We start from the raw sequence: 19,780 nt of genomic DNA, 5'->3' as shown, positions 1-19,780 counted from the left end.
GTTCTCGTGTGTCAGCGTCGGCGCCAGATGAGCACCGCGGACCACACGACCACGGCCACCAGCAACAGCGCCAACGGCACGTGCGCCTGGAGCGGGCCGTAGGTGCCCATGGCCGCCTGCGGGAAGGCCAGCACGAACGCGACCAGACTGGTGAGGGCGATGGTGCGGTCGGTCCCGGGACCTCGTCCGTGGGAGAACCACACCGCGCCGGCCGCCAGCAACTGCACACCCGTGGCGACGTGCACCGCGAACGCGCCGGCGTAGTGCAGGGGCAGCGCGTCCAGGTTGTACGTGACCAACTGTCCGGCCGTGACGAACTCCCACAGGAGCGCGGCCAGACTGGCCAGGACCGCCACGCGCAGCACCCACTCGGTGCCGGAGACGGGTCTGGCGGCGGTGTCGTTCGGGTCCATGGCGGGGCCTTTCTTGACGGGACCGGTGCTGCTGCCATCCTGTCGTACCCGGGTCGGCCCCGCGGAAAGATCGGCACGGGGTGGAAGCCGACTCGGTGACGCGGGCGGCAAGCGCTACGATCTGTGCTCATGCCCCGTCTCGACAGCAAGGCCATTCTCCAAGGCCGCAAGTCCCGTTACTCGATGACCCTCATCCTGGGCATCACCATCAGCGTCGTGTGCATGCTGGGCATGCTCGGGTACTTGTGGCTCCTGGCCCTGGCGGGCGGGGCGGCCGCGGGCATCGACGGCGCCGTCGGTTTCGTGGTGAGCCTCATCGCCGCCATCGTCCCGGTGACGATCCTCATCCCGCTCATCCTGCTCCTGGACCGGCTCGAACCGGAGCCCGGATGGGTGCTGTTCTTCGCCTTCGTCTGGGGCGCGGGCGTGGCCGTGCTCGCGTCGCTCATCCTCAACAGCTGGGGCATCGCCTACCTCATGGTGCCGCTGTTCGGACCGGACCTCGGCGACTTCCTCGGCACCGCGCTGGTGGCCCCGGTGGTGGAGGAGAGCGCCAAGGGCCTGGTGCTGCTCATCCTGCTGTGGCGGCGCCGCAACGAGATCGACACCTTCACCGACGGTGTGGTCTACGCGGGCATGGTGGCGACCGGCTTCGCCTTCACCGAGAACATCCTGTACTTCCTCAGCGCCTTCTTCGAGGGCACGCTGGTGGCCACCTTCGCCATCCGCGGGATCATCGCGCCCTTCGGGCACCCGCTCTACACGGCGATGATCGGCATCGGCGTCGCCTACGCGGCCATGCGTCCGGGCGGTGCGCGCTTCCTCGCCCCCATCGCGCGCCTACCTCGTGCTGTTCGTGGTGCTCATGGTCATCCTGTCGATCGCCCGTCACGACCGCCGCAGCCAGGTCGCCGCGATCTCCCGTCACCTGCCGCCCTACATCTCCACCGGGCTGGTGACGCCCGCCGACATCACCATGCTCAGTTCCATGACCGGTCGTCGCCAGGCACGGGAGTGGGCCGCGCGCAACGCGGGCGCCCGCGGGCGTGTGGCGATGAAGGACTACCAGCTGGCCGCCACCGAGCTCGCGCTGCTGCACCAGAAACTGGAGGCGGGCATCGTGCGCAAGGACTGGAAGGTCAATCGCGACGCGTTCCTGGCCCTGATGCACGTGGCCAGGGACACCTTCCTGGGCCGTCTACCGCAGCCGGTGACCCCGGGATGGGCCGAGCGGCCCACGGATTCGGGCTTCCTGCGCCGTGCGGACTTCGCGCACGTCATCGCCCAGGCGCAGGCTCCTCAGCACTACGTTCCCCGTCATGGTCAGCCTCCGGGCCAGTGGCCCCCACCGCAGCCTCCGCACGGTCCGCCGCATCCGCCCCGGTCGTGACGGCGTCCTCCGGCGGCGTCAGCCGGGTGGTGGCAAAGTACAGACGCGCGATCGCCACCCAGGTGAGCGCCGAACCGAGCACGTGCAGGACCACGAGGGCCTCCGGCAGCTCCAGGGCGTACTGCGTGTAGCCCAGGACCCCCTGGAGCAGCACGATCACCAGCAGGGCCACGCTGCTCAGACGGGCGGGGCGACCGGCGCCGCCGCGAACGGCGAGCAGGACCGCGGCCGCGCTGCCCACCAGGGTCAGCCAGCCCAGCGACGAGTGCACACGGGTGATGGCCGGCAGATCCAGGTTCCAGCGCGGCGCGGCCGCGTCACCTCCGTGCGGGCCGGTGCCGGTGACGACGGTCCCCGCGATGAGCAGCAGGAACCCGACCACGACCAGGGCGATGCTCACCGTGTGCAGCATCGGTCCCACCACGACGCGCGGCGTGCCCTCGGGCTCCTGGAGGCGCACGTACAGCGCCACGGTGATGAAGACCATCACCATGGACAACAGGAAGTGGGTGGCGACCGCGGCCGGGTGCAGGTCGGTCCAGACGGTGATGCCGCCGACCACGCCCTGCCCGAGGACACCGAAGGGGATGATCACGGCCAGGCGGGTCAGGTCGCGGCGGCGCGGGGTCATGCGCAGCACCGCGATCAGGGTGATCACGCCGACCGCCAGGACCAGGAAGGTCAGCGTGCGGTTACCGAACTCGATGGCGGCGTTGAAGGCCGCGTGTCCGGTGTCGATCGGCACGAAACTGTCGGGGGTGCACCTGGGCCACTCGGAGCAGCCCAGCCCCGAGGAGGTGACCCGGACGGTGGCGCCGGTGACGGCGATCCCGGCGTTGACGACGATGTTGCCCAGTGCCCAGGCCCGCAACGACCGCTGCGTGGGGACCCAGATGGTCCGGGCCAGCAGGACGAGCGCCAGCACGCCCGCGACGGCCAGGGCGATCTGCCAGCCCCAGAGGGGGACGCCGAGGAGGACGATGTCCTCGAACTCGTCGGCCGCGAGCGAGGGCAGGATGGGCATGGCCGTCGTCGCGGAGGCCGGGGAAGCAAACATACGACAGACTGTAGTACATCGTTCCCGGGGCACTGACGCGCCCCCGTCATCCTGTTCCACCTGCGTCGATGGGGTGACCACGGACACGGGCAGGGCCCCGGACCGTGGGTCCGGGGCCCTTGGTCACAGTGACCGGATCAGTCGCTGTAGTTGGCGATGCACTGGTTGAGCAGGTTGAGGTCCAGGTTGATCAGGCCCAGGGTGTTCTGCTGGTTGACGCAGGCCTGGTAGGCCTCGGAGTGGTAGTCGAAGATCGGGGCCGGAGCGGCGGCGGCGACGCCGGCACCCCCGCCGAGCAGGCCCGCGGTGAACAGGGTGGCGATCGCGTACTTGGTCATGGTGCGCATTGCTCTGCCTCTCAAGCGGCTACATCGTCATGGGCACGCTGCCCACCTGGGCTGATAACCGTTAGGTCACAACTTGAAACTCTCCGTGGTGGATTTTGTGCGTCCTGGCATTCCAGGAAGAGCGCTGTTCCCGGGGCCTGGGCGCCCGGTCATGGAGCGGGGGCGTGTGGGTCGGCCGGCGCGCAGCCGGGGCGACCGTCGAGTGCCGGTGGCGGGAGCACGTCCCCGGGCGCCGGAGAGGCGGTCAGCGGGCCGAGGTCCGGGTCGAACCGGCGCTCGCGGCGATCACACAGGCCACGGCCAGCCACTGCCACACGGTCAGCATCTCACCCAGCAGCACCACACCGACGAGGGCGGCCGCGGCCGGCTGGAGGCTCATGAGGATCCCGAACACCCGGGGCGGCATGCGCCGCAGGGCGTGCAGTTCGAGCGTGTAGGGGATGACCGAGGACAGGACGCCCACGGCCAGACCGAACAGCAACAGCCGCCAGTCGAGCAGGGCGGCGCCGCCTTCGGCGATGCCGGCCGGGGCCAGGACCACCACACCCACCATGCTGGCGATGGCCAGCCCCGAGGTTCCCTGGAACCGTTGGCTCGTCGCGGCGCTGAGCAGGATGTACCCCGCCCAGGCGGCGCCCGCCAGTACCGCGAAGAGCACGCCCACCGGGTCGAGGGCGCGGAACTCCACGCCCAGGGAGGCCACGCCGAGGCCCGCCAGCCCCGCCCACACCAGGTCGACGCGGCGGCGTGAGCCCAGGATGGCGATGAGCAGAGGCCCCAGGTACTCGATGGTGACCGCGATGCCCAGCGGGATGCGGGCGAAGGCCTGGTAGATGAAGAAGTTCATGGCGGCCAGCGCCACCCCGTAGCCGATCACCACCATCCAGTCGCCGCGGCTGCGAGCGCTCAGGACGGGCCGGACCACGAGCATCAGCAGAACCGCGGAGGTGAGCAGCCGCAGCCACACCACGGCCGCCGGCGGCAGAGCGTCGAACAGGTTCTTGGCGACCCCCGCGCCGGTCTGCACGGAGACGATGCCGACCAGCACCATCCAGACCGGAGGTACCGAGTCCAGCAGGCTTCCAAGAGAGGTGCGGGTCGAACCGGTCCGGGTGCTCATGGTGGGTCATCCTACGTTTTCCGGGGTGCGGGCCACCTCCTCGCCCCCGTCCGAGCCGACCGCGCCCGAGGGCCGGCGGGAAGGCAGGACGAACGCCAAGAGCAGCAGGGACCAGGCCAGCACCACCACGGCGGGCTGGAGGAGCGTCATCACCAGGCCGATCACCGTGATGTCGCCCTCGCCGGTGAGCAGTTGCACGCCGATCCACAGGAACGGCAGCGCGGCCGCGAACAGGTTCACCACCAGGGCGGTCCACGCCAGCCCCGCCAACGGCGGACGGCGCCACCACAGAAGCGCTCCGCCCACGACGACGAGGAACAGGGGAGGGCCCAGGTAACGGACCATGATGAACCAGGGGACGCCGATGCTCTCCATGGACGGTCACCCTATCCACGCACGTGACTTCATCCCCGATATGTCCGGGCGATCGCGAACGAACGTGCGCGAATCGTTTCCTTTGGTGTGAAATGGTTCGATCCGACTCCGGATCATCCCGGCCCCGCAGGAGTACCGCACCATGTCCCGACGCACCGCCCGACCCCGTGTCGCCCCCGACCGGCCGCCCCGGTGGCCGTTCCTGGCCGGTGCCCTGGCCTTGGTGCTGGCGGTCGGGGTGGGCGCCTACACGGCCGGGATCTTCGTCGCCGAGACCCGGGCCGAGGTCGAGGAGATGACCGTCCTCTCCGGCATCCTCGTCGAACCCGCCGATGCGCCGGAACCCGAGGCCTCGGAGGAACCCGAACCGGCGGAGGAGACCCATCCCGCGGGGCTCGAACCCGGGACGGCCTACGCCCTGCAGAACGTGCACGGCGACCGTGCCCTGGACGTGGCGGGCGGGTCCACCGACAACGGAGCCCATGTCCACCTGTGGGACCGCCACGACCAGGACAACCAGCAGTGGCGCTTCGTGCCGATCGACGACGGCTTCTACGAGGTCGTCGGGGTCGGCAGCGGGAAGCTGCTGGAGATCCCCGCGGCCCCCGACCCGGAGAGCGGCCCCGTGGCCTCCCTGCTCACGCGCACCGGATCGCCCAACCAACACTGGACCGTGGTCGAGGTCGGCGACGGTGTGGTCCGGTTGGTCAACCGCGCCGACGGTCACGCGCTGGAGGGACAGGGCGGGGCCCCCGACAACGGAACCCTCGTCACCCCGGCGGAGGACGGTGGACACCCGCACCAGCAGTGGCGCCTGGCCCCGGTGGAGTGAGCGGGGCCGCGGACGGCGCGTGTTAAGGTCGCCCGCATGTTCTCCCCCCGTGCGTAGAGCGACGCCAGCGCCGCGGTCCAGCGCCGCGGCCCTTCGACGTCCACGCACATCGGCGGCGCCGCCCTCGCGCGCCGCCCCTCCTGAGGGAGAACCCCCATGTCCTCGCCCCACGGGGTGCCGACCTACCGTGCCGTTCTCCGCGTCACGGGCGTCGCCCGTTTCCTGGCCCCCGCGCTCGTGGGCCGCCTGTCCTACGGCATCCTCTCGCCGGCCCTGGTCCTGTCCATCGTCCACTCCACCGGTTCCTACGCCCATGTCGGGCTGGTGATGGGTCTGCTGGGCCTCACCGTCACCGTCCTGTCGCCACTGCGGGCCTCGCTCATCGATCGGCACGGACCTCGCCGCGCCCTGCCCCCGATGGCGGGGCTCCACGCCCTGGCCCTGACCGGGCTGGCCGCGACCACCTGGAACCCCGGTGCCCACCCGGGCGTCCTGGCCGCTCTGGCCATGGTGGCGGGTGCCTGCGCGCCACCGCTCGGCCCGGTGACCCGGAGCGTGTGGAGCCACCTGTGCCCGGACCGGGCCCTGCTCCAGCGCGCCTACAGCCTGGACACCGTGGTCGAGGAGCTGATCCTCCTCACCGGACCGCTGATGTTGGGCGCCCTGCTGTGGGCCGGCCCGCCCTCGACGGGGCCGGCCCTGTGCGCCGTCCTGGTGTCGGCGGGGACGGTGGGGATGGTGACCACGCCGGTGGTCCGTGCCATGGCGGACACGGACGACACGGTCCGCACCGGAAGCGACCCGTCCCCGTCCCCGGCCGCGGCGCCGGGGAACGGCGTGCTCCTCACCGACCGTGGGGGTTTCCTCTCCGCGGTCGCGGTCTCCGCGGCCATGGGCCTCACCCTGGGTGCGGCGGCCTTGCTGAACGTCGCCTTCGCGGAGGGACAGAGAGCGGTCGAGGCCGTGGTCCTGGTCGCGTCCGCGCAGGCCGGCGGCAGTGCCCTCGGAGGTCTGGCCTACGGCGCCGTGGCCTGGCGGTGCGCCGCCGGCACCCGGTCGGCGCTGCTCGCGGCGGCGTTGGGCGCCTCCGTGGCCGCGGTCGCCCTGGCCCCCGGCCTCCCGGCACTGGTGATCCTGCTCTTCGTGGCGGGGGTGTTCGCCGCGCCGCTGCTCACCACGGCCTACCTGCTCGCCGACGCGTCGGTCCGTCCGCGGTTCCGGACCCGGGCGGGGAACTGGGTGAACACCGCCTTCAACGCGGGCGCGGCCCTGGGCGGTGCCTCGGTGGGTCTCCTTCTCACCGGGGGTTCCCCGAGCGCCGGCTACGCGCCGGTGGCGGCGCCGCTCCTCCTGGTGGCGCTCGTTGTCCTTGTGTCGCGAGGGCGCAAGGCCCGGTCCCGGACCGGGCCGGCCCTCACCTCAGGACAGCAGGAGTGACCGCACCGTGCGCCAGGTCCGCGGGTCGGCGGCGTCGAGCAGCCCCGGACGATCGTCGCCCGGACGGTAGGGGTCGCCCTCGGGTCGCAGGGCGACCCCGCCGGCCTCGGTGAGCAGCAGGCCACCGGGGGCGTGGTCCCAGGGCAGGGTCCGATGGAACAGCACGAAGTCCAGTGCGCCCTCGACCAGCCGGGCATAGTCGACCCCCGCGCAGGAGGAGCCGGCCCCCACCTCGGCGAACCGGTCCGTCGCGGCCTCCACGTGCGCACGCTGCGCTGGCGGCAGGAACCGCGAGAGCGCCACCCCGCGCAGCCGGGCCGGGTCGGCCGGTGCGGGGGACCGGTGCAGCCGCCGGCCGTCGCACCAGGCGCCCGACCCCTGTTCGGCCGTGTACACACGGTCCAGCGTCGGGCGCAGGATCCAGGAGGCCACCGTCCGGCCTCCGCGGACCAGCGCGGCCATGACGGCGAACTCCTCGTGGCCATGGACGAAGTTGCGGGTGCCGTCCAACGGGTCGACCAACCACACGGTGGGCTCCGTGCGCAGCGCGTCCGGGAGCGCGGGGTCCGCGGATGCGGCCTCCTCGCCCACGACGGGCGCGTCGACGAGTTCGCGGAGCCGGCGGGCGATGGTGGCCTCGGCCTCGCGGTCGGCCACGGTGACGATCTCCCCGGGCGCCTTCTCCGCCACCTCGTCCCCCCGCAGGGAGCGGAAACGGGGCAGGATCGACTCCTGTGCGGCCTCGCGGAGAATCTTGGTCACGGTGTCGATGTCGATCGTCATGGCCGACAGCCTACGACCGCCCGTCCGCGCGACCGGGGTCTCGGGTGGGGCCGACGGCGCGCCGGTCCGCCGCGCCTCGACCCGGCGACGCCGTCACCGCACCCGCCCGCGACCGTGGGTGCGCACCATCGCCGCACCGCACCCGACGGGCGGTGGCGACCGGGCGCGCCCGCCGCGTCACTCCCAGCGGAACAGGCGCGAGGCCAGCAGGCCGCACACGGCCGTCCACACGACCAGGACCAGGAACGCGCCGGCCCCCGGGAGCGCACCGTGGGAGAGCACCTCGCGCAGTCCCGAGGCGAGTGCGGTGATCGGCAGCACCGACACCGCCTGCTCCATCGGCCCGGGGAAGCTGCTGGTCGGGAAGAGGACCCCGCCCAGCCCCAGCAGGAGCACGTACACCAGGTTGGCGCCGGCCAGGGTCGCCTCGGCGCGCAGGGTGCCCGCCATGAGCAACGCCAACGAGCTGAACGCAGCGGTGCCGAGCAACACCAGCGCCAACGCCGCGAGCACGCCGAGCGGGCTCAGCGTGGGCGCCCAACCCAGCAACAGCGCGACCACACCGAGGACGGTGATCTGGATGGCCTGCACCGCCAACACGGCCAGGGTCTTGGCGGCCAGCAGCCCGAACCGCGACAGTGGGGTGGCCCCCAGGCGTTTGAGCACGCCGTAACGTCGCTCGAACCCGGTGCCGATGGCCAGTCCGGTGAAGGAGGTGGACATGATCGCCAACGCCAGGATGCCGGGAGTGAGCGCGTCCACGCGGGCGCCCTCGCCCACGTCCAGGACGGTGGTGAGGCTGAAACCCACCAGGAGGAGCACGGGGATGACCATGGTGAGCAGGAACTGCTCGCCATGGCGCAGCATCACGCGCAGTTCCATGCCGGCCTGGGCGGCGACCATGCGCCACATCGGGGCCGCACCCGGGGCCGGCGTGAACAGCCCGGGGTCGGTGGCGAGGGTGGGTGCGTCGGCGACGGCCGCGGTGGCCGTGCCGGTGGTGTGCTCGGTCATCAGTCGCGCAGTTCCCGGCCGGTGGTTTCGAGGAAGACGTCTTCGAGGGTACGCCGTCGAACGCGCAGGTCCTCGGCGAGGACACCCGCCGAGGCGCACCAGGCGGTGACCGTGGCGAGGAACTCCGGCCCCAGCGCGTCCGGGTCGTCCGGGGTCACGGTGTGCTCGTGCCGGTCGCCCGTGGTCACCGTGGACACCGACCCGCCCTCCGGCAGCGCGGCGCGCAGGGCCTCGGAGTCGATCGGAGCGCCGGTGGAGAAGCGCACGTCGCGGCGGCCGCCGGTGAGCTCCTCGGGCGTGCCGTCGACCACCACGGCACCGTGGTCGATGATGACCACGTGGTCGGCGAGGCGTTCGGCCTCCTCCATGTGGTGGGTGGTGAGGATGACCGCCACCCCCGCGGTGCGCAGGGCGCTCACCAGGTCCCAGGTGGCCATGCGGGCCTGGGGGTCCAGCCCCGCGGTGGGTTCGTCGAGGAAGACGATCTCGGGGCGGCCGATGACGGCGCAGGCCAGGGAGAGGCGCTGCTGCTGTCCGCCGGACAGGCGGCGGAACGGCGTGCGACCGGCCGAGGTGAGGCCGAGCCGGTCCAGGAGCAGGTCGGGCTCGATGGGGCTCGCGTGGAAGGACGCCATGAGGCGCAACCACTCGGCGGCGCGGGCACCGGTGGGCACCCCGCCGGACTGGGGCATCACGCCGACCCGGGGCTTGAGCGCGGTGGCGTCGGTGACCGGGTCCATGCCGAGGACGCGCACGCGCCCGTCGTCGGCGCGGCGGAAGCCCTCGCAGATCTCGATGGTGCTGGTCTTGCCCGCTCCGTTGGGTCCGAGCAGGGCGGTCACCGCGCCTCGCCGCGCGGTGAACGAGAGGCCCGTGACGGCCGTGGTGGCGCCGTAGCGCTTCACCAGGTCGACGACCTCAAGGGCGGGTGTGTCCATGGGGCCTGAGTTTACGTGCGACCCGGCGTTCGCCTTCACCACCCCGCCCGGAGCGTACGCGTACCACGTGCGGTGCGCGCGAGGGAATGGTGGGACGCGATTCCCCGTTGCTCACCTTCGGTGACGGGTTTTCCCTGGTCCTTTCGGGTGCGGGGGGTGGTGACGGTACGCCGATCTCCGCGCGCCCCGACTGAATGGCGAGATGCGCGTCTCGGAATGCGGGAAATGCGGCCGGTGTCGGAGTGGTCGCGTTCGGGATTCGCGTGTCACCTCCGCGTGAACTCGCAGGTTAGGCAAGCCTGACCTTGGTGATGAAAGGCATCGGGTCGGGTTTGCCTAGACGGACTTATTTACGCCACACTGATGTTGTCAAAACCACGAGCCGGTCGTCGAACGAGGGAGGGGAGCGCCATGCCCGAGGCACCCAACGCATCCCGTGCCCTCAACGGGCCCGACCGCGGCACCCGTGCCCGTGTCGCCCGGCTCATCCTGGAGAAGGGCCCCATCACCGCCTCCTCCCTGGGGGAACGGCTGGGGCTGACACCGGCGGCCATCCGCCGCCACCTCGACAACCTGACCACCGAGGGCATGATCGAGGCCCGCGACGCCAGGCCCACGCACGGTGTCCGTCGTCGCGGTCGACCCGCCCGCGTCTTCGGTATCACCGAGGCCGGGCGCGACGCCTTCGTGCACGCCTATGACGACCTCGCCTCCAACGCACTGCGCTTCCTGGCGCGGTCCGGCGGTCCCGAGGCCGTCAAGGAGTTCGCTCGGAGTCAGGTGGCCGACCTGGAGCGGCGCTACAAGCCGATGCTGGACGCCGTCCCCGCCGAACAGCGGGTCCGTCTGCTGGCCGAGGCGCTCTCCAACGACGGCTACGCCGCCATCGCGGGCCAGGCGCCCGCGCCCGGAGGCGGCGACCAGTTGTGCCAACACCATTGCCCCGTCGCGCACGTGGCCGCCGAGTTCCCGCAACTCTGTGAGGCCGAGATCGAGGCCTTCGCGCGGCTTCTGGGCACCCCGGTGCGCAGATTGGCCACCATCGCCCACGGCGATGGTGTGTGCACCACACACGTCACTCCGCGGGGTGACGTGGCGGGCGGGGAGATTCACGCCCCCGCGACCACCAGCGCCCGCCGTGCGGCGGGCGGAGGATCGCACCATCACAAGGACGTCTGAGTCCAGGAGGAGTCCGCGCATGACTTCTGTCGCGCACCCCGAGCTCGAGGGGCTCGGAACATATGAGTACGGATGGGCCGACTCCGACGAGGCCGGAGCCACCGCCCGTCGTGGCCTGAACGAAGAGGTCGTTCGGGACATCTCGGCGAAGAAGAGCGAGCCGGAGTGGATGACCAAACTCCGGATGAAGTCGCTCAAGCTCTTCGGCAAGAAGCCCATGCCCGACTGGGGCGCGGACCTGTCCAAGATCGACTTCGACAACATCAAGTACTTCGTGCGGTCCACGGAGAAGCAGGCCACCTCCTGGGAGGACCTGCCCGAGGACATCAAGAACACCTACGACAAGCTGGGCATCCCCGAGGCGGAGAAGCAGCGTCTGGTCGCCGGTGTCGCCGCGCAGTACGAGTCCGAGGTCGTCTACCACCAGATCCGTGAGGACCTGGAGGAGCAGGGCGTCATCTTCCTGGACACCGACACCGCTCTCAAGGAGCACCCGGAGATCTTCGAGGAGTACTTCGGCTCCGTGATCCCGCCCGGCGACAACAAGTTCGCCGCGCTCAACACCGCGGTGTGGAGTGGCGGGTCGTTCATCTACGTGCCCAAGAACGTGCACGTGGAGATCCCGCTCCAGGCCTACTTCCGGATCAACACCGAGAACATGGGTCAGTTCGAGCGGACGCTGATCATCGTCGACGAGGGCGCCTACGTCCACTACGTCGAGGGCTGCACCGCGCCGATCTACAAGTCGGACTCCCTGCACTCCGCGGTCGTCGAGATCATCGTCAAGAAGAACGCCCGCTGCCGTTACACGACCATTCAGAACTGGTCGAACAACGTCTTCAACCTGGTCACCAAGCGCGCCATCGCCGAAGAGGGCGCGACCATGGAGTGGGTCGACGGCAACATCGGCTCCCAGGTCACCATGAAGTACCCGGCCGTGTACCTGATGGGCGAGCACGCCAAGGGCGAGACCCTGTCCATCGCCTTCGCGGGCGAGGGCCAGCACCAGGACACCGGCGCCAAGATGGTGCACTGCGCGCCCAACACCTCCTCCAAGGTCGTCTCCAAGTCGGTGGCGCGTGGTGGCGGTCGTTCCTCCTACCGTGGCCTGATCCAGGTCCAGGAGGGGGCGCACTTCGCCAAGTCCTCGGTCGAGTGCGACGCCCTGCTGATCGACACGATCAGCCGGTCCGACACCTACCCCTACAACGACCTGCGCGAGGACGACACCGAGCTCGCGCACGAGGCCACCGTCTCCAAGGTCAGTGAGGACCAGCTCTTCTACCTGATGAGCCGGGGGATGCCCGAGGAAGAGGCCATGGCCATGGTCGTCCGAGGATTCGTGGAGCCCATCGCACGGGAGCTCCCGATGGAGTACGCGCTGGAGCTGAACCGTCTGATCGAGCTCCAGATGGAAGGATCGGTGGGATAAGTTGACGACCACGAACACGGAGCCCAAGGCGCACAGCCACGGGCTGGGACAGATCCCCTTGTCCAAGCTCGACACGCACGGCTCCCGTGACGTGAGCGACTTCCCCGTCCCCAACGGACGCGAGGAGGAGTGGCGGTTCACCCCGCTGCGCCGTCTCAAGGGACTGCACGACTGGAACGGGACCGCCGACGGCACCGACGAGACGGTCGTGGACGCCCCCGAGGGCGTCACCGTCGAGCAGGTCGGCCGGGACGACGAGCGCCTGGGCAAGGCGGGCCTGCCCGTCGACCGCGTGATCGCGCAGGCCTACAGCGCCTTCGAGCAGGCCACCGTCGTGACCGTGCCGCGCTCGCTGGTCGCCGACAAGGCGATCACGATCGACCGGAAGGGCCTCGGCGGCACCGCCTTCGAGCAGCTCATCATCGACGTGCAGCCGATGGCCGAGGTCACGGTGATCATCACCAACACCGGCACCGGTGTGCGCGCCGGCAACCTCGACGTCCACGTCGGCGAGGGCGCCAAGCTCACCCTGGTCAGTCTCCAGGAGTGGGACGACGACGCGGTCGAGGTCAGCCAGCACAACGCCCGCATCGGCAAGGACGCGAGCTTCAGGTCGGTCATCATCACCCTGGGCGGTGACCTGGTCCGTCTGTCGCCGCGCGTGTCCTACGAGGGGCGGGGCGGCAACGCCGAGCTCTACGGGCTCTACTTCGCCGGTGACGGTCAGCACCACGAGCACCGCTCGCTGATCGACCACAACCTGTCCCACACCCGTTCGCGGGTGGACTACAAGGGCGCGCTCAGCGGCGCCGGGGCCCACACCGTCTGGATCGGTGACGTCATCATCGGCGAGGGCACCACGGGCACCGACTCCTACGAGCACAACCGCAACCTGCAGCTCACCGACGACACCCGTGTCGACTCCGTGCCGAACCTGGAGATCTTCACCGGTGAGGTCCAGGGGGCCGGGCACGCCAGCGCCAGCGGTCGACTGGACGACATCCACCTCTTCTACCTGCGCTCGCGCGGGATTCCCGAGGAGGAGGCCCGTCGCCTGATCATCCGTGGCTACTTCCTGGACATCGTCAACCGGATCGACGACCAGGAACTGCGCGACCACGTCATGGAGAAGGTCGAGCGAAAGCTTGCCGCGCATGAGTGAGACGGGCGGTTGGATCAAGGTCGCCGAACTCGACGAGATCCCCGAGGACGGTGTCCTGGGGATCGAGACGGACGACGAGACGCCCATCGCGCTGGTGCGCACCGAGGGCGAGGTGTTCGCCGTGCGTGACGTGTGCTCGCACGCCGAGGTCCGCCTGTCCGAGGGCGAGGTCGAGGACGGCACGATCGAGTGCTGGCTCCACGGGTCCTGCTTCGACCTGCGCTCGGGGGCGCCGATCAACCCGCCCGCCACACAGCCGGTTCCCACCTACGACGTGAAGATCGACGGCGACGACGTGCTCGTTTCGCTGGATGAGAAGAATTCCTGAGGCCTGATATGACGAAGTTCGAAATCCGCGGTCTGCGCGCCGACGTCCTCATCAGCGAGGACGAGCGGCAGGAGATCCTCAAGGGCGTTGACCTGACCATCAACTCCGGTGAGACCCACGCCATCATGGGTCCCAACGGCTCCGGCAAGTCCACGCTCGCCTACGCCATCGCGGGCCACCCCCGCTACGAGATCACCGAGGGCGAGGTCCTCCTCGACGGTGAGAACGTCCTGGAGATGGACGTGGACGAGCGGGCCCGCGCCGGCGTGTTCCTGGCCATGCAGTACCCGGTCGAGGTTCCGGGTGTGTCCATGTCCAACTTCCTGCGCAGCTCGGTCACGGCCGTGCGCGGCGAGGCCCCCAAGCTCCGTCAGTTCTCCAAGGAACTGCAGGGCGCCATGAAGAACCTGTCGATCGACTCGGCGTTCGCCGCCCGCGGCGTCAACGAGGGCTTCTCCGGCGGTGAGAAGAAGCGCCACGAGATCCTCCAGCTGGAGCTGCTCAAGCCCAAGGTCGCCATCCTGGACGAGACCGACTCCGGCCTGGACGTCGACGCGCTCAAGATCGTCTCCGAGGGCATCAACCGCGCGCAGGCCGACAGCGACCTGGGCGTCATGCTCATCACGCACTACACCCGCATCCTCAACTACGTGAAGCCGGACTTCGTCCACGTCTTCGCCGACGGCCGGATCGCCGAGTCCGGTGGCGCCGAGCTCGCCGACGTTCTGGAGACCGAGGGCTACGAGCGGTTCGTGAAGGCGGGCGCGTAACACATGAGCGATCGCGAGCTGGGACGGCCCGCAACGGGCCCGCTCGACACCAAGGCGATCCGGGAGGACTTTCCGATCCTCTCCCGGACCGTCCGTGCCGAGCGCCCGTTGGTGTACCTCGACTCCGGGGCCACCTCGCAAAAACCCCGGCAGGTGCTGGACGCCGAGCGTGAGTTCTACGAACGCCACAACGCGGCGGTGCACCGGGGAGCGCACCAGCTCGCGGAGGAGGCCACCGACGCCTACGAGTCGGCCCGGGAGACGATCGCGTCGTTCATCGGGGCCGACTCGGGCGAGGTGGTGTTCACCAAGAACGCCACCGAGGCGGTCAACCTGGTCGCGTACGCGATGAGCAACGCGGCCACGGCCGACGAGGGAATGCGCAGGTTCCAGGTGGGGCCGGGTGACGAGATCGTCGTCACCGAGATGGAGCACCACGCCAACCTGGTGCCCTGGCAGGAGCTGTGCCGGCGTACCGGTGCGACGCTGCGCTGGTTCCCGGTGACCGACCAGGGCCGTCTGGACCTGTCGGACCTGGACGAGCTGGTCAACGAGCGCACCAGGCTGGTCGCGTTCGCGCACCAGTCCAACGTGCTGGGCACCGTCAACCCGGTGGCGCCCATCACCGCCCGGGCCCGCGAGGTCGGTGCCCTGGTGCTGTTGGACGCCTGCCAGTCGGTGCCGCACATGCCGGTCGACGTCGCCGAACTGGACGTCGACTTCCTCGCCTTCTCGGGGCACAAGATGCTCGGTCCCAACGGGATCGGCGTCCTCTGGGGACGCAGGGAGCTCCTCGCCGCCATGCCGCCGTTCATCAGCGGTGGTTCCATGATCGGTGTGGTGCACATGAGCCACTCCACCTGGGCGGACCCGCCCCAGCGGTTCGAGGCCGGTGTGCCGATGGCTCCGCAGGCCGTCGGACTGGCCGCGGCCTGTGACTACCTGTCGAAGGTGGGCATGGACCGGGTCGCCGCGCACGAGCACGAGCTCACCGAGTACGCGCTCAAGCAGGTGGGCGCGATCGAGGGTGTGCGCATCGTGGGTCCGACGGAGGCCGTGGACCGGGGCGGAGCGGTGTCGTTCGTCGTGGACGACATCCACCCGCACGATCTCGGGCAGGTTCTGGACGACCAAGGGGTCGAGGTGCGGGTGGGCCACCACTGCGCCTGGCCGCTGCACCGCAAGCTCGGTATCGTCGCGACCACGCGTGCGTCCTTCTACCTCTACAACACGGTGGAGGACGTGGACGCGCTCGCGGAGGCCATCCGGGCCGCCCAGAGGTTCTTCGGGACCAGGGCCTAGGAACGAGGATTCTGCCTGACCATGCAGTTGGACGCGATGTACCAGGAGATCATCCTGGACCACTATCGGAACCCGCACCACAAGGGGCTGCGGGATCCGCACAACGCCGAGGCGCACCACATCAACCCCACCTGCGGGGACGAGGTGACGCTCCGGGTGACGTTGACCCCCGCCTCCGAGGGGGCGGAACTGGACGAGAAGGCGATCATCAGCGACGTCTCCTACGAGGGGATGGGCTGCTCGATCAGCCAGGCCAGCACCTCGGTCCTGACCGACCTGCTCATCGGCCGGTCGGTGGCCGAGGGGATGCGGACCCTGGACGCCTTCACCGAGATGATGCAGTCCAAGGGCAAGGGTGAACCCGACGAGGACGTGCTGGAGGACGCGGTCGCGTTCGTCGGTGTGTCGCAGTACCCGGCCCGGATCAAGTGCGCCCTGCTGGGGTGGATGGCATGGAAGGACGCGGTGTCGCAGTCCTTGGACAAGGAAGGCGCCTGAATGAGCGAGAACGAGAGCACGACGACCGAGACCGCCGAGAAGCCCGAGGCCGCTCCGCTCTCCCCGGAGCAGGAGGCCCTGGCCGAGGAGATCGGTGAGGCGCTCAAGGACGTCATCGACCCCGAGCTCGGGGTCAACATCGTCGACCTGGGGCTGCTCTACGGAGTGAACGCCGACGACACGTCGATCACGCTGGACATGACCCTGACCAGTGCGGCCTGCCCGTTGACCGACGTCATCGAGGACCAGGCCAACAGCGCCTTGGACGAGTTCGAGCGCGACGTCAAGATCAACTGGGTCTGGATGCCGCCGTGGGGTCCGGACAAGATCACCGACGACGGGCGGGACCAGCTGCGCATGCTGGGCTTCAACGTCTGAGGCGATCAGTGCCATGGGCCGGGACCTTCGGGTTCCGGCCCGTCGTCGTTTCGTGGGGGCACCGCGAGGGTCCGGCGGTCCGGGAGCATGATGGACCCATGGACCCCCGCGCCGGCGCACTGCCGGAAACGACCGACGAAGGCCCCACCTCCCCCCTGTGGATCGGCGTGTGGACGGTGATCGTGGCCTGTCTGGGCCTCGTTCTCCTCGCCTGTCAGATGGGCCTGCTCATGCTGCCGATCAACTACGCGACCGGGGGCCTGCACCTGGTGATGTTCTGGGGATGGGGGGCGGTGTGGCTGTTCTTCCTGCCCTACGGGGTCGAGCACTTCCACCGGGTGGTCTCGTGCCGGGCGAGCCCCCGACGTCGGATGACGCTTCGCGTGCAGTGCGTGGGGCTGGGGTTGTACCTGCTCTCCTACGTCGGTCTGTTCCACTGGATCGAACCGCTGGGCCCGCCGTTCTGACGCCCGGCGGACCTCAGCAACGGTCGTAGGGGACATGGGCCAGTTCCTGGACCTGGTGGGCGACCTCCTGCGCGGTGCGCGCGGGGCGGCGGAAGGGGATGCGCACGTCGTGGTCGCCCTCGGCGCCCTCCAACCTCAGGCGCAGACCGTAACGGTCCACCCCCAACGGGCGCGGGCGACCGTCGGGCAGGGGGACGGGGCAGTGCGCGACCACGGCGTCGAGCAGGTCGGCGTGGTCTTGGTCCAGGTGGCGCAACCACGGCCCCTCCCAACGGTCGAAGGGGTCGGCGTTCAGGCGGGTGAACTCCTCCGGCGGCAGCAGGTGGCAGCCGTCGTGGTCGGAGTAGACGACCAGGTGGGGGTGCAGGACGATCATGGTCCGTCCGTGTCCCAGGTCCAGGAGGCGTTCGTCGAGATCCTCCTCCAGCACGGCCAAGGCGCGCTCGCGCGCCTCGCTCGCGGTGGGGCGGCTCAGGGCGCCGTTGATCCACAGCAGGGAGCGGGTCCGGTCGCGCAGGTCGACGGGGGCGGTGTCGGTGAACTCGATGGTCGCCTCCGGCCCCTGCGGGCCGATCTCGGCCAGGACGCGGTGCTGGTCCGGTACGAGCAGGGTGATCTCCCCGTCGGGTCCGGTGTGGCAGGCGGGGCCGGTGAGGTGCAGGGACAGGTCGGAGGTCGTGACGGTCGCCGGGTTGGGGCGGGCCAGGACCGAACGGGCCCGTTCCGCGGGGGACGGTTCCAGGGCGTGCGTGAACAGCGGGATCACCTCAGCTCTCTTAGGTAAGGCTAACCTACATCTCTGTGGGGTGTTCTGTCACGCCGGGGTCGGTGAGCGCCCGGAACCGGCCGACGGGGCACGACGAAGCCCCCGGGCGGAACCCGGGGGCTTCGGTGGGCGGTGAGGGCGCCCTGGTGCGTGGTCGGTGGGCACCCGCCGCGTGGTGCTCGGACACGGGCCGCGGCGGTCCTGGGGGCGCGGGACCTAGTGTGCGGCGAACATGCCCGAACGCAGTTCGCCGGCGATGTCGTCGTCACCGCGCAGGGTCAGTACGTCCAGCAGGGCCTGAGGAGCGGCCAGGGACTCGTCGCCGTTGTCGGTGATCCTGCGGGAGAGGATCTTGAGGGCGTCGCCGGTGGCGGCGGGGGCGGTGTAACCGATCAGGTGCAGCGCCCGCGCGTAGGGCGAATGTCCGCTCAGGTCGGCCGCCGGGAGCTTGCGCGCGTCCAGCCGGTCACCGGAGACGGTGATGAAGATACGGTCGCCCGGTTGGACGGCCTGCCTGCGCAGCAGGGGGCGCAACGAGTCGAAGGCCGGTTGGTCGCGCCAGACCAGGACGAGCAGGTCCGCTCCGGGCGCGGTCAGGCACAGCAACCGTCCGGGCTGTAGACCCAGGTGGGTGGCGTACCCCGCGGGCACGGCGACCGGGGCGCCGTTGAGGTGGTCGGCGGTGATGTCGATGCGGTGCCACCAGCGCCCGTCGGGGGCGCGGAAGCACCGCGCCGACATGGCCGGTTCGCTCGCGCCGTGCCGGGCCGGTGCCTGCCCGGGGGGCGGGGCCAGGGGCGGCGGGGCCACCACGGTGGGTGGAGCCACAGGGGGATGGAGCTCGGGTTCGGGTCTGTGCCCGGAGACCGGAGCGGCGCCGCCCAGGGGCTCCTCGGCAGGGGCGTCCGGTCGCCGGCGGATCGGCAGTCCGTTCTCGGTGGTGCCCGAACCCTCGGGGGAGTGGTCGCCGCCGGGAGCCTCCATGGGGACGGAGGTGTCCACGTACACGCGGCCCTCGCGCAGACTCACGCCCGGGGTGCTCAGCAGCCAGGCGCGCAGCTCCTGCTGGCGAACGCCGATCCGGCCCAGGCGAATGCCGGCCTCGGTCAGGTCCGGGGTGTCGTCCAGCAGTTCCCGGGTCTGCCAGCGCAGACGGTTGGGGTCGTCGGCGATGAGCCAGCCGTTGTGCATGCGCCGGTCGGTGAACAGGGTGATGACCACCCGCCACAGCGGGGTGTTCAGCGTGGGCACGTCCACCGGGTGGTCCGGGTGCGCGTTGATGAGTCGGTCGATGGTGGTCGCCGACCCCAGCTGGTCGGACAGCTCCCGCAGGTGCTTGGTGATGGTGGCGCCTTCGGGGGAGGAGAGCCAGCGCAGCAGGCGCTCCTCGACCTTGCGTTGTGCGCCGCGGATCTCGGTGACGTCCACGGCGATCTGCTCCGACAGCACGCGGATGCTGATGGGATCGGTGGCGAAGAGACGTTCGGCGGCCACGGTCCGCTCCAGGTCCGGCCAGGACCGGAACATCTCCTCGACCGAGTCCACCAGGGGGTGGCGGCCCAGAGCCGGCGCGGGGGGACGTTCCTCGGGTTGTTCGGAGCGCATGGCCTTGGGCGGACCGAAACTGGGCCGGCGCAGCGTGCGTCCCGGACCCAGAAGGGAGCTGCGGAACTGCGAGCGCAGGTCGCCCACGCCACTGTCGTCGGGAAGAGGCTCGGGCAGGGTCTCCTCGGGGCCGCCCGGGATCATCGCCGCCGAACTCACCATGCCGCCCAGGGGGGTCGGGGAGGGC

At 70.4% G+C, this 19,780-nt stretch carries 21 protein-coding genes and 1 pseudogene; 12 read left to right on the top strand and 10 right to left on the bottom strand.

Going from position 1 to position 19,780, the window contains the following annotated elements; all coding sequences use genetic code 11:
* Positions 1–11: 11 nt before the first annotated feature.
* On the bottom strand, positions 12–413 hold the full coding sequence (locus DSY14_RS19360; protein WP_211718006.1) for a hypothetical protein: 402 nt from the start codon (positions 411–413) through the stop codon (positions 12–14).
* Positions 414–542: 129 nt separating this feature from the next.
* Here DSY14_RS19360 and DSY14_RS19355 point away from each other — a divergent pair.
* Positions 543–1,803 (top strand): annotated as a pseudogene (locus DSY14_RS19355) (PrsW family intramembrane metalloprotease).
* Here the strand turns inward: DSY14_RS19355 and DSY14_RS19350 are convergent.
* The 4 genes from DSY14_RS19350 to DSY14_RS19335 all read right to left on the bottom strand — a co-directional run bounded on the left by DSY14_RS19350 (position 1,691) and on the right by DSY14_RS19335 (position 4,702).
* Positions 1,691–2,860: a heme A synthase gene (locus tag DSY14_RS19350; RefSeq protein ID WP_211718005.1), complete on the bottom strand. Its 1,170-nt coding sequence runs from the start codon at positions 2,858–2,860 to the stop codon at positions 1,691–1,693. The pseudogene DSY14_RS19355 and the gene DSY14_RS19350 overlap by 113 nt on opposite strands.
* A 137-nt stretch (positions 2,861–2,997) precedes the next feature.
* Positions 2,998–3,222: a hypothetical protein gene (locus DSY14_RS19345; protein ID WP_374224028.1), complete on the bottom strand. Its 225-nt coding sequence runs from the start codon at positions 3,220–3,222 to the stop codon at positions 2,998–3,000.
* 229 nt (positions 3,223–3,451) lie between these two features.
* Entirely contained in the window at positions 3,452–4,327 is an 876-nt protein-coding gene (locus DSY14_RS19340) for a DMT family transporter (protein ID WP_211718004.1), read from the bottom strand.
* A 6-nt stretch (positions 4,328–4,333) separates the two neighbouring features.
* Positions 4,334–4,702 (bottom strand): hypothetical protein, encoded by a 369-nt coding sequence (locus tag DSY14_RS19335; protein WP_211718003.1) that lies wholly within the window; start codon positions 4,700–4,702, stop codon positions 4,334–4,336.
* A 142-nt stretch (positions 4,703–4,844) separates the two neighbouring features.
* Here DSY14_RS19335 and DSY14_RS19330 point away from each other — a divergent pair, with 142 nt between their 5' ends.
* Together DSY14_RS19330 and DSY14_RS19325 are read left to right on the top strand one after the other, a co-directional pair.
* Positions 4,845–5,534, top strand: a complete 690-nt coding sequence (locus DSY14_RS19330; RefSeq protein ID WP_211718002.1) for an RICIN domain-containing protein — start codon at positions 4,845–4,847, stop codon at positions 5,532–5,534.
* A 156-nt stretch (positions 5,535–5,690) separates the two neighbouring features.
* On the top strand, positions 5,691–6,971 hold the full coding sequence (locus DSY14_RS19325) for an MFS transporter (protein WP_211718001.1): 1,281 nt from the start codon (positions 5,691–5,693) through the stop codon (positions 6,969–6,971).
* Here DSY14_RS19325 and DSY14_RS19320 read toward each other — a convergent pair.
* The 3 genes from DSY14_RS19320 to DSY14_RS19310 all read right to left on the bottom strand — a co-directional run bounded on the left by DSY14_RS19320 (position 6,954) and on the right by DSY14_RS19310 (position 9,706).
* Positions 6,954–7,754 (bottom strand): inositol monophosphatase, encoded by an 801-nt coding sequence (locus DSY14_RS19320; RefSeq protein WP_211718000.1) that lies wholly within the window; start codon positions 7,752–7,754, stop codon positions 6,954–6,956. The genes DSY14_RS19325 and DSY14_RS19320 overlap by 18 nt on opposite strands.
* Positions 7,755–7,931: 177 nt before the next feature.
* Complete coding sequence (locus DSY14_RS19315; protein WP_211717999.1) at positions 7,932–8,768, bottom strand: ABC transporter permease; 837 nt, start codon at positions 8,766–8,768, stop codon at positions 7,932–7,934.
* Positions 8,768–9,706, bottom strand: a complete 939-nt coding sequence (locus tag DSY14_RS19310) for an ABC transporter ATP-binding protein (RefSeq protein WP_211717998.1) — start codon at positions 9,704–9,706, stop codon at positions 8,768–8,770. Before DSY14_RS19310 ends, DSY14_RS19315 begins: the two co-directional genes overlap by 1 nt.
* Before the next feature lie 411 nt (positions 9,707–10,117).
* Here DSY14_RS19310 and DSY14_RS19305 point away from each other — a divergent pair, with 411 nt between their 5' ends.
* The 9 genes from DSY14_RS19305 to DSY14_RS19265 all read left to right on the top strand — a co-directional run bounded on the left by DSY14_RS19305 (position 10,118) and on the right by DSY14_RS19265 (position 17,222).
* Positions 10,118–10,885 carry a metalloregulator ArsR/SmtB family transcription factor gene (locus DSY14_RS19305; RefSeq protein WP_211717997.1) on the top strand — a complete coding sequence of 256 codons (768 nt, stop codon included), beginning with the start codon at positions 10,118–10,120 and terminating at the stop codon, positions 10,883–10,885.
* A 19-nt stretch (positions 10,886–10,904) separates the two neighbouring features.
* On the top strand, positions 10,905–12,317 hold the full coding sequence (gene sufB / locus DSY14_RS19300; protein ID WP_211717996.1) for a Fe-S cluster assembly protein SufB: 1,413 nt from the start codon (positions 10,905–10,907) through the stop codon (positions 12,315–12,317).
* 1 nt (position 12,318) lies between these two features.
* Entirely contained in the window at positions 12,319–13,479 is a 1,161-nt protein-coding gene (gene sufD / locus DSY14_RS19295) for a Fe-S cluster assembly protein SufD (RefSeq protein WP_211717995.1), read from the top strand.
* On the top strand, positions 13,472–13,807 hold the full coding sequence (locus DSY14_RS19290) for a non-heme iron oxygenase ferredoxin subunit (protein WP_211717994.1): 336 nt from the start codon (positions 13,472–13,474) through the stop codon (positions 13,805–13,807). The genes sufD and DSY14_RS19290 overlap by 8 nt, the downstream gene beginning before the upstream one ends.
* A gap of 8 nt (positions 13,808–13,815) precedes the next feature.
* On the top strand, positions 13,816–14,577 hold the full coding sequence (sufC, locus tag DSY14_RS19285) for a Fe-S cluster assembly ATPase SufC (protein WP_211717993.1): 762 nt from the start codon (positions 13,816–13,818) through the stop codon (positions 14,575–14,577).
* A 3-nt stretch (positions 14,578–14,580) separates the two neighbouring features.
* Entirely contained in the window at positions 14,581–15,879 is a 1,299-nt protein-coding gene (locus DSY14_RS19280) for a cysteine desulfurase (protein ID WP_211717992.1), read from the top strand.
* 21 nt (positions 15,880–15,900) lie between these two features.
* The gene (sufU, locus tag DSY14_RS19275) at positions 15,901–16,377 is read left to right on the top strand and encodes a Fe-S cluster assembly sulfur transfer protein SufU (RefSeq protein WP_211717991.1); all 477 of its coding nucleotides are present in this window, start codon (positions 15,901–15,903) and stop codon (positions 16,375–16,377) included.
* Positions 16,378–16,755, top strand: a complete 378-nt coding sequence (locus DSY14_RS19270) for a metal-sulfur cluster assembly factor (protein WP_211717990.1) — start codon at positions 16,378–16,380, stop codon at positions 16,753–16,755.
* 98 nt (positions 16,756–16,853) lie between these two features.
* Positions 16,854–17,222 (top strand): hypothetical protein, encoded by a 369-nt coding sequence (locus DSY14_RS19265; RefSeq protein ID WP_211717989.1) that lies wholly within the window; start codon positions 16,854–16,856, stop codon positions 17,220–17,222.
* 13 nt (positions 17,223–17,235) lie between these two features.
* Here the strand turns inward: DSY14_RS19265 and DSY14_RS19260 are convergent, their stop codons facing one another.
* On the bottom strand, positions 17,236–17,988 hold the full coding sequence (locus DSY14_RS19260; protein ID WP_211717988.1) for a DUF2470 domain-containing protein: 753 nt from the start codon (positions 17,986–17,988) through the stop codon (positions 17,236–17,238).
* A 216-nt stretch (positions 17,989–18,204) separates the two neighbouring features.
* Positions 18,205–19,780 (bottom strand): hypothetical protein (locus DSY14_RS19255; RefSeq protein WP_211717987.1); only part of this gene is annotated, 1,576 nt, incomplete at its 5' end.

Origin of the sequence: Nocardiopsis sp. MG754419 (assembly GCF_018207095.1) — a bacterium.
Classification (GTDB): domain Bacteria; phylum Actinomycetota; class Actinomycetes; order Streptosporangiales; family Streptosporangiaceae; genus Nocardiopsis.
The sequence above is the reverse complement of the archived record's forward strand: the minus strand, read 5'-3'. Positions and strand labels throughout refer to the sequence as shown.

Coding starts and splice junctions, on each gene's coding strand:
- DSY14_RS19340 (WP_211718004.1), bottom strand. CDS start 4,327: ATGAGCACCCGGACCGGTTCGACCCGCACCTCTCTTGGAAGCCTGCTG.
- DSY14_RS19325 (WP_211718001.1), top strand. CDS start 5,691: ATGTCCTCGCCCCACGGGGTGCCGACCTACCGTGCCGTTCTCCGCGTC.
- DSY14_RS19290 (WP_211717994.1), top strand. CDS start 13,472: ATGAGTGAGACGGGCGGTTGGATCAAGGTCGCCGAACTCGACGAGATC.
- DSY14_RS19335 (WP_211718003.1), bottom strand. CDS start 4,702: ATGGAGAGCATCGGCGTCCCCTGGTTCATCATGGTCCGTTACCTGGGC.
- DSY14_RS19270 (WP_211717990.1), top strand. CDS start 16,378: ATGAGCGAGAACGAGAGCACGACGACCGAGACCGCCGAGAAGCCCGAG.
- DSY14_RS19310 (WP_211717998.1), bottom strand. CDS start 9,706: ATGGACACACCCGCCCTTGAGGTCGTCGACCTGGTGAAGCGCTACGGC.
- DSY14_RS19360 (WP_211718006.1), bottom strand. CDS start 413: ATGGACCCGAACGACACCGCCGCCAGACCCGTCTCCGGCACCGAGTGG.
- sufB (WP_211717996.1), top strand. CDS start 10,905: ATGACTTCTGTCGCGCACCCCGAGCTCGAGGGGCTCGGAACATATGAG.
- sufC (WP_211717993.1), top strand. CDS start 13,816: ATGACGAAGTTCGAAATCCGCGGTCTGCGCGCCGACGTCCTCATCAGC.
- DSY14_RS19350 (WP_211718005.1), bottom strand. CDS start 2,860: ATGTTTGCTTCCCCGGCCTCCGCGACGACGGCCATGCCCATCCTGCCC.
- DSY14_RS19315 (WP_211717999.1), bottom strand. CDS start 8,768: ATGACCGAGCACACCACCGGCACGGCCACCGCGGCCGTCGCCGACGCA.
- sufU (WP_211717991.1), top strand. CDS start 15,901: ATGCAGTTGGACGCGATGTACCAGGAGATCATCCTGGACCACTATCGG.
- DSY14_RS19305 (WP_211717997.1), top strand. CDS start 10,118: ATGCCCGAGGCACCCAACGCATCCCGTGCCCTCAACGGGCCCGACCGC.
- DSY14_RS19330 (WP_211718002.1), top strand. CDS start 4,845: ATGTCCCGACGCACCGCCCGACCCCGTGTCGCCCCCGACCGGCCGCCC.
- DSY14_RS19320 (WP_211718000.1), bottom strand. CDS start 7,754: ATGACGATCGACATCGACACCGTGACCAAGATTCTCCGCGAGGCCGCA.
- DSY14_RS19280 (WP_211717992.1), top strand. CDS start 14,581: ATGAGCGATCGCGAGCTGGGACGGCCCGCAACGGGCCCGCTCGACACC.
- DSY14_RS19265 (WP_211717989.1), top strand. CDS start 16,854: ATGGACCCCCGCGCCGGCGCACTGCCGGAAACGACCGACGAAGGCCCC.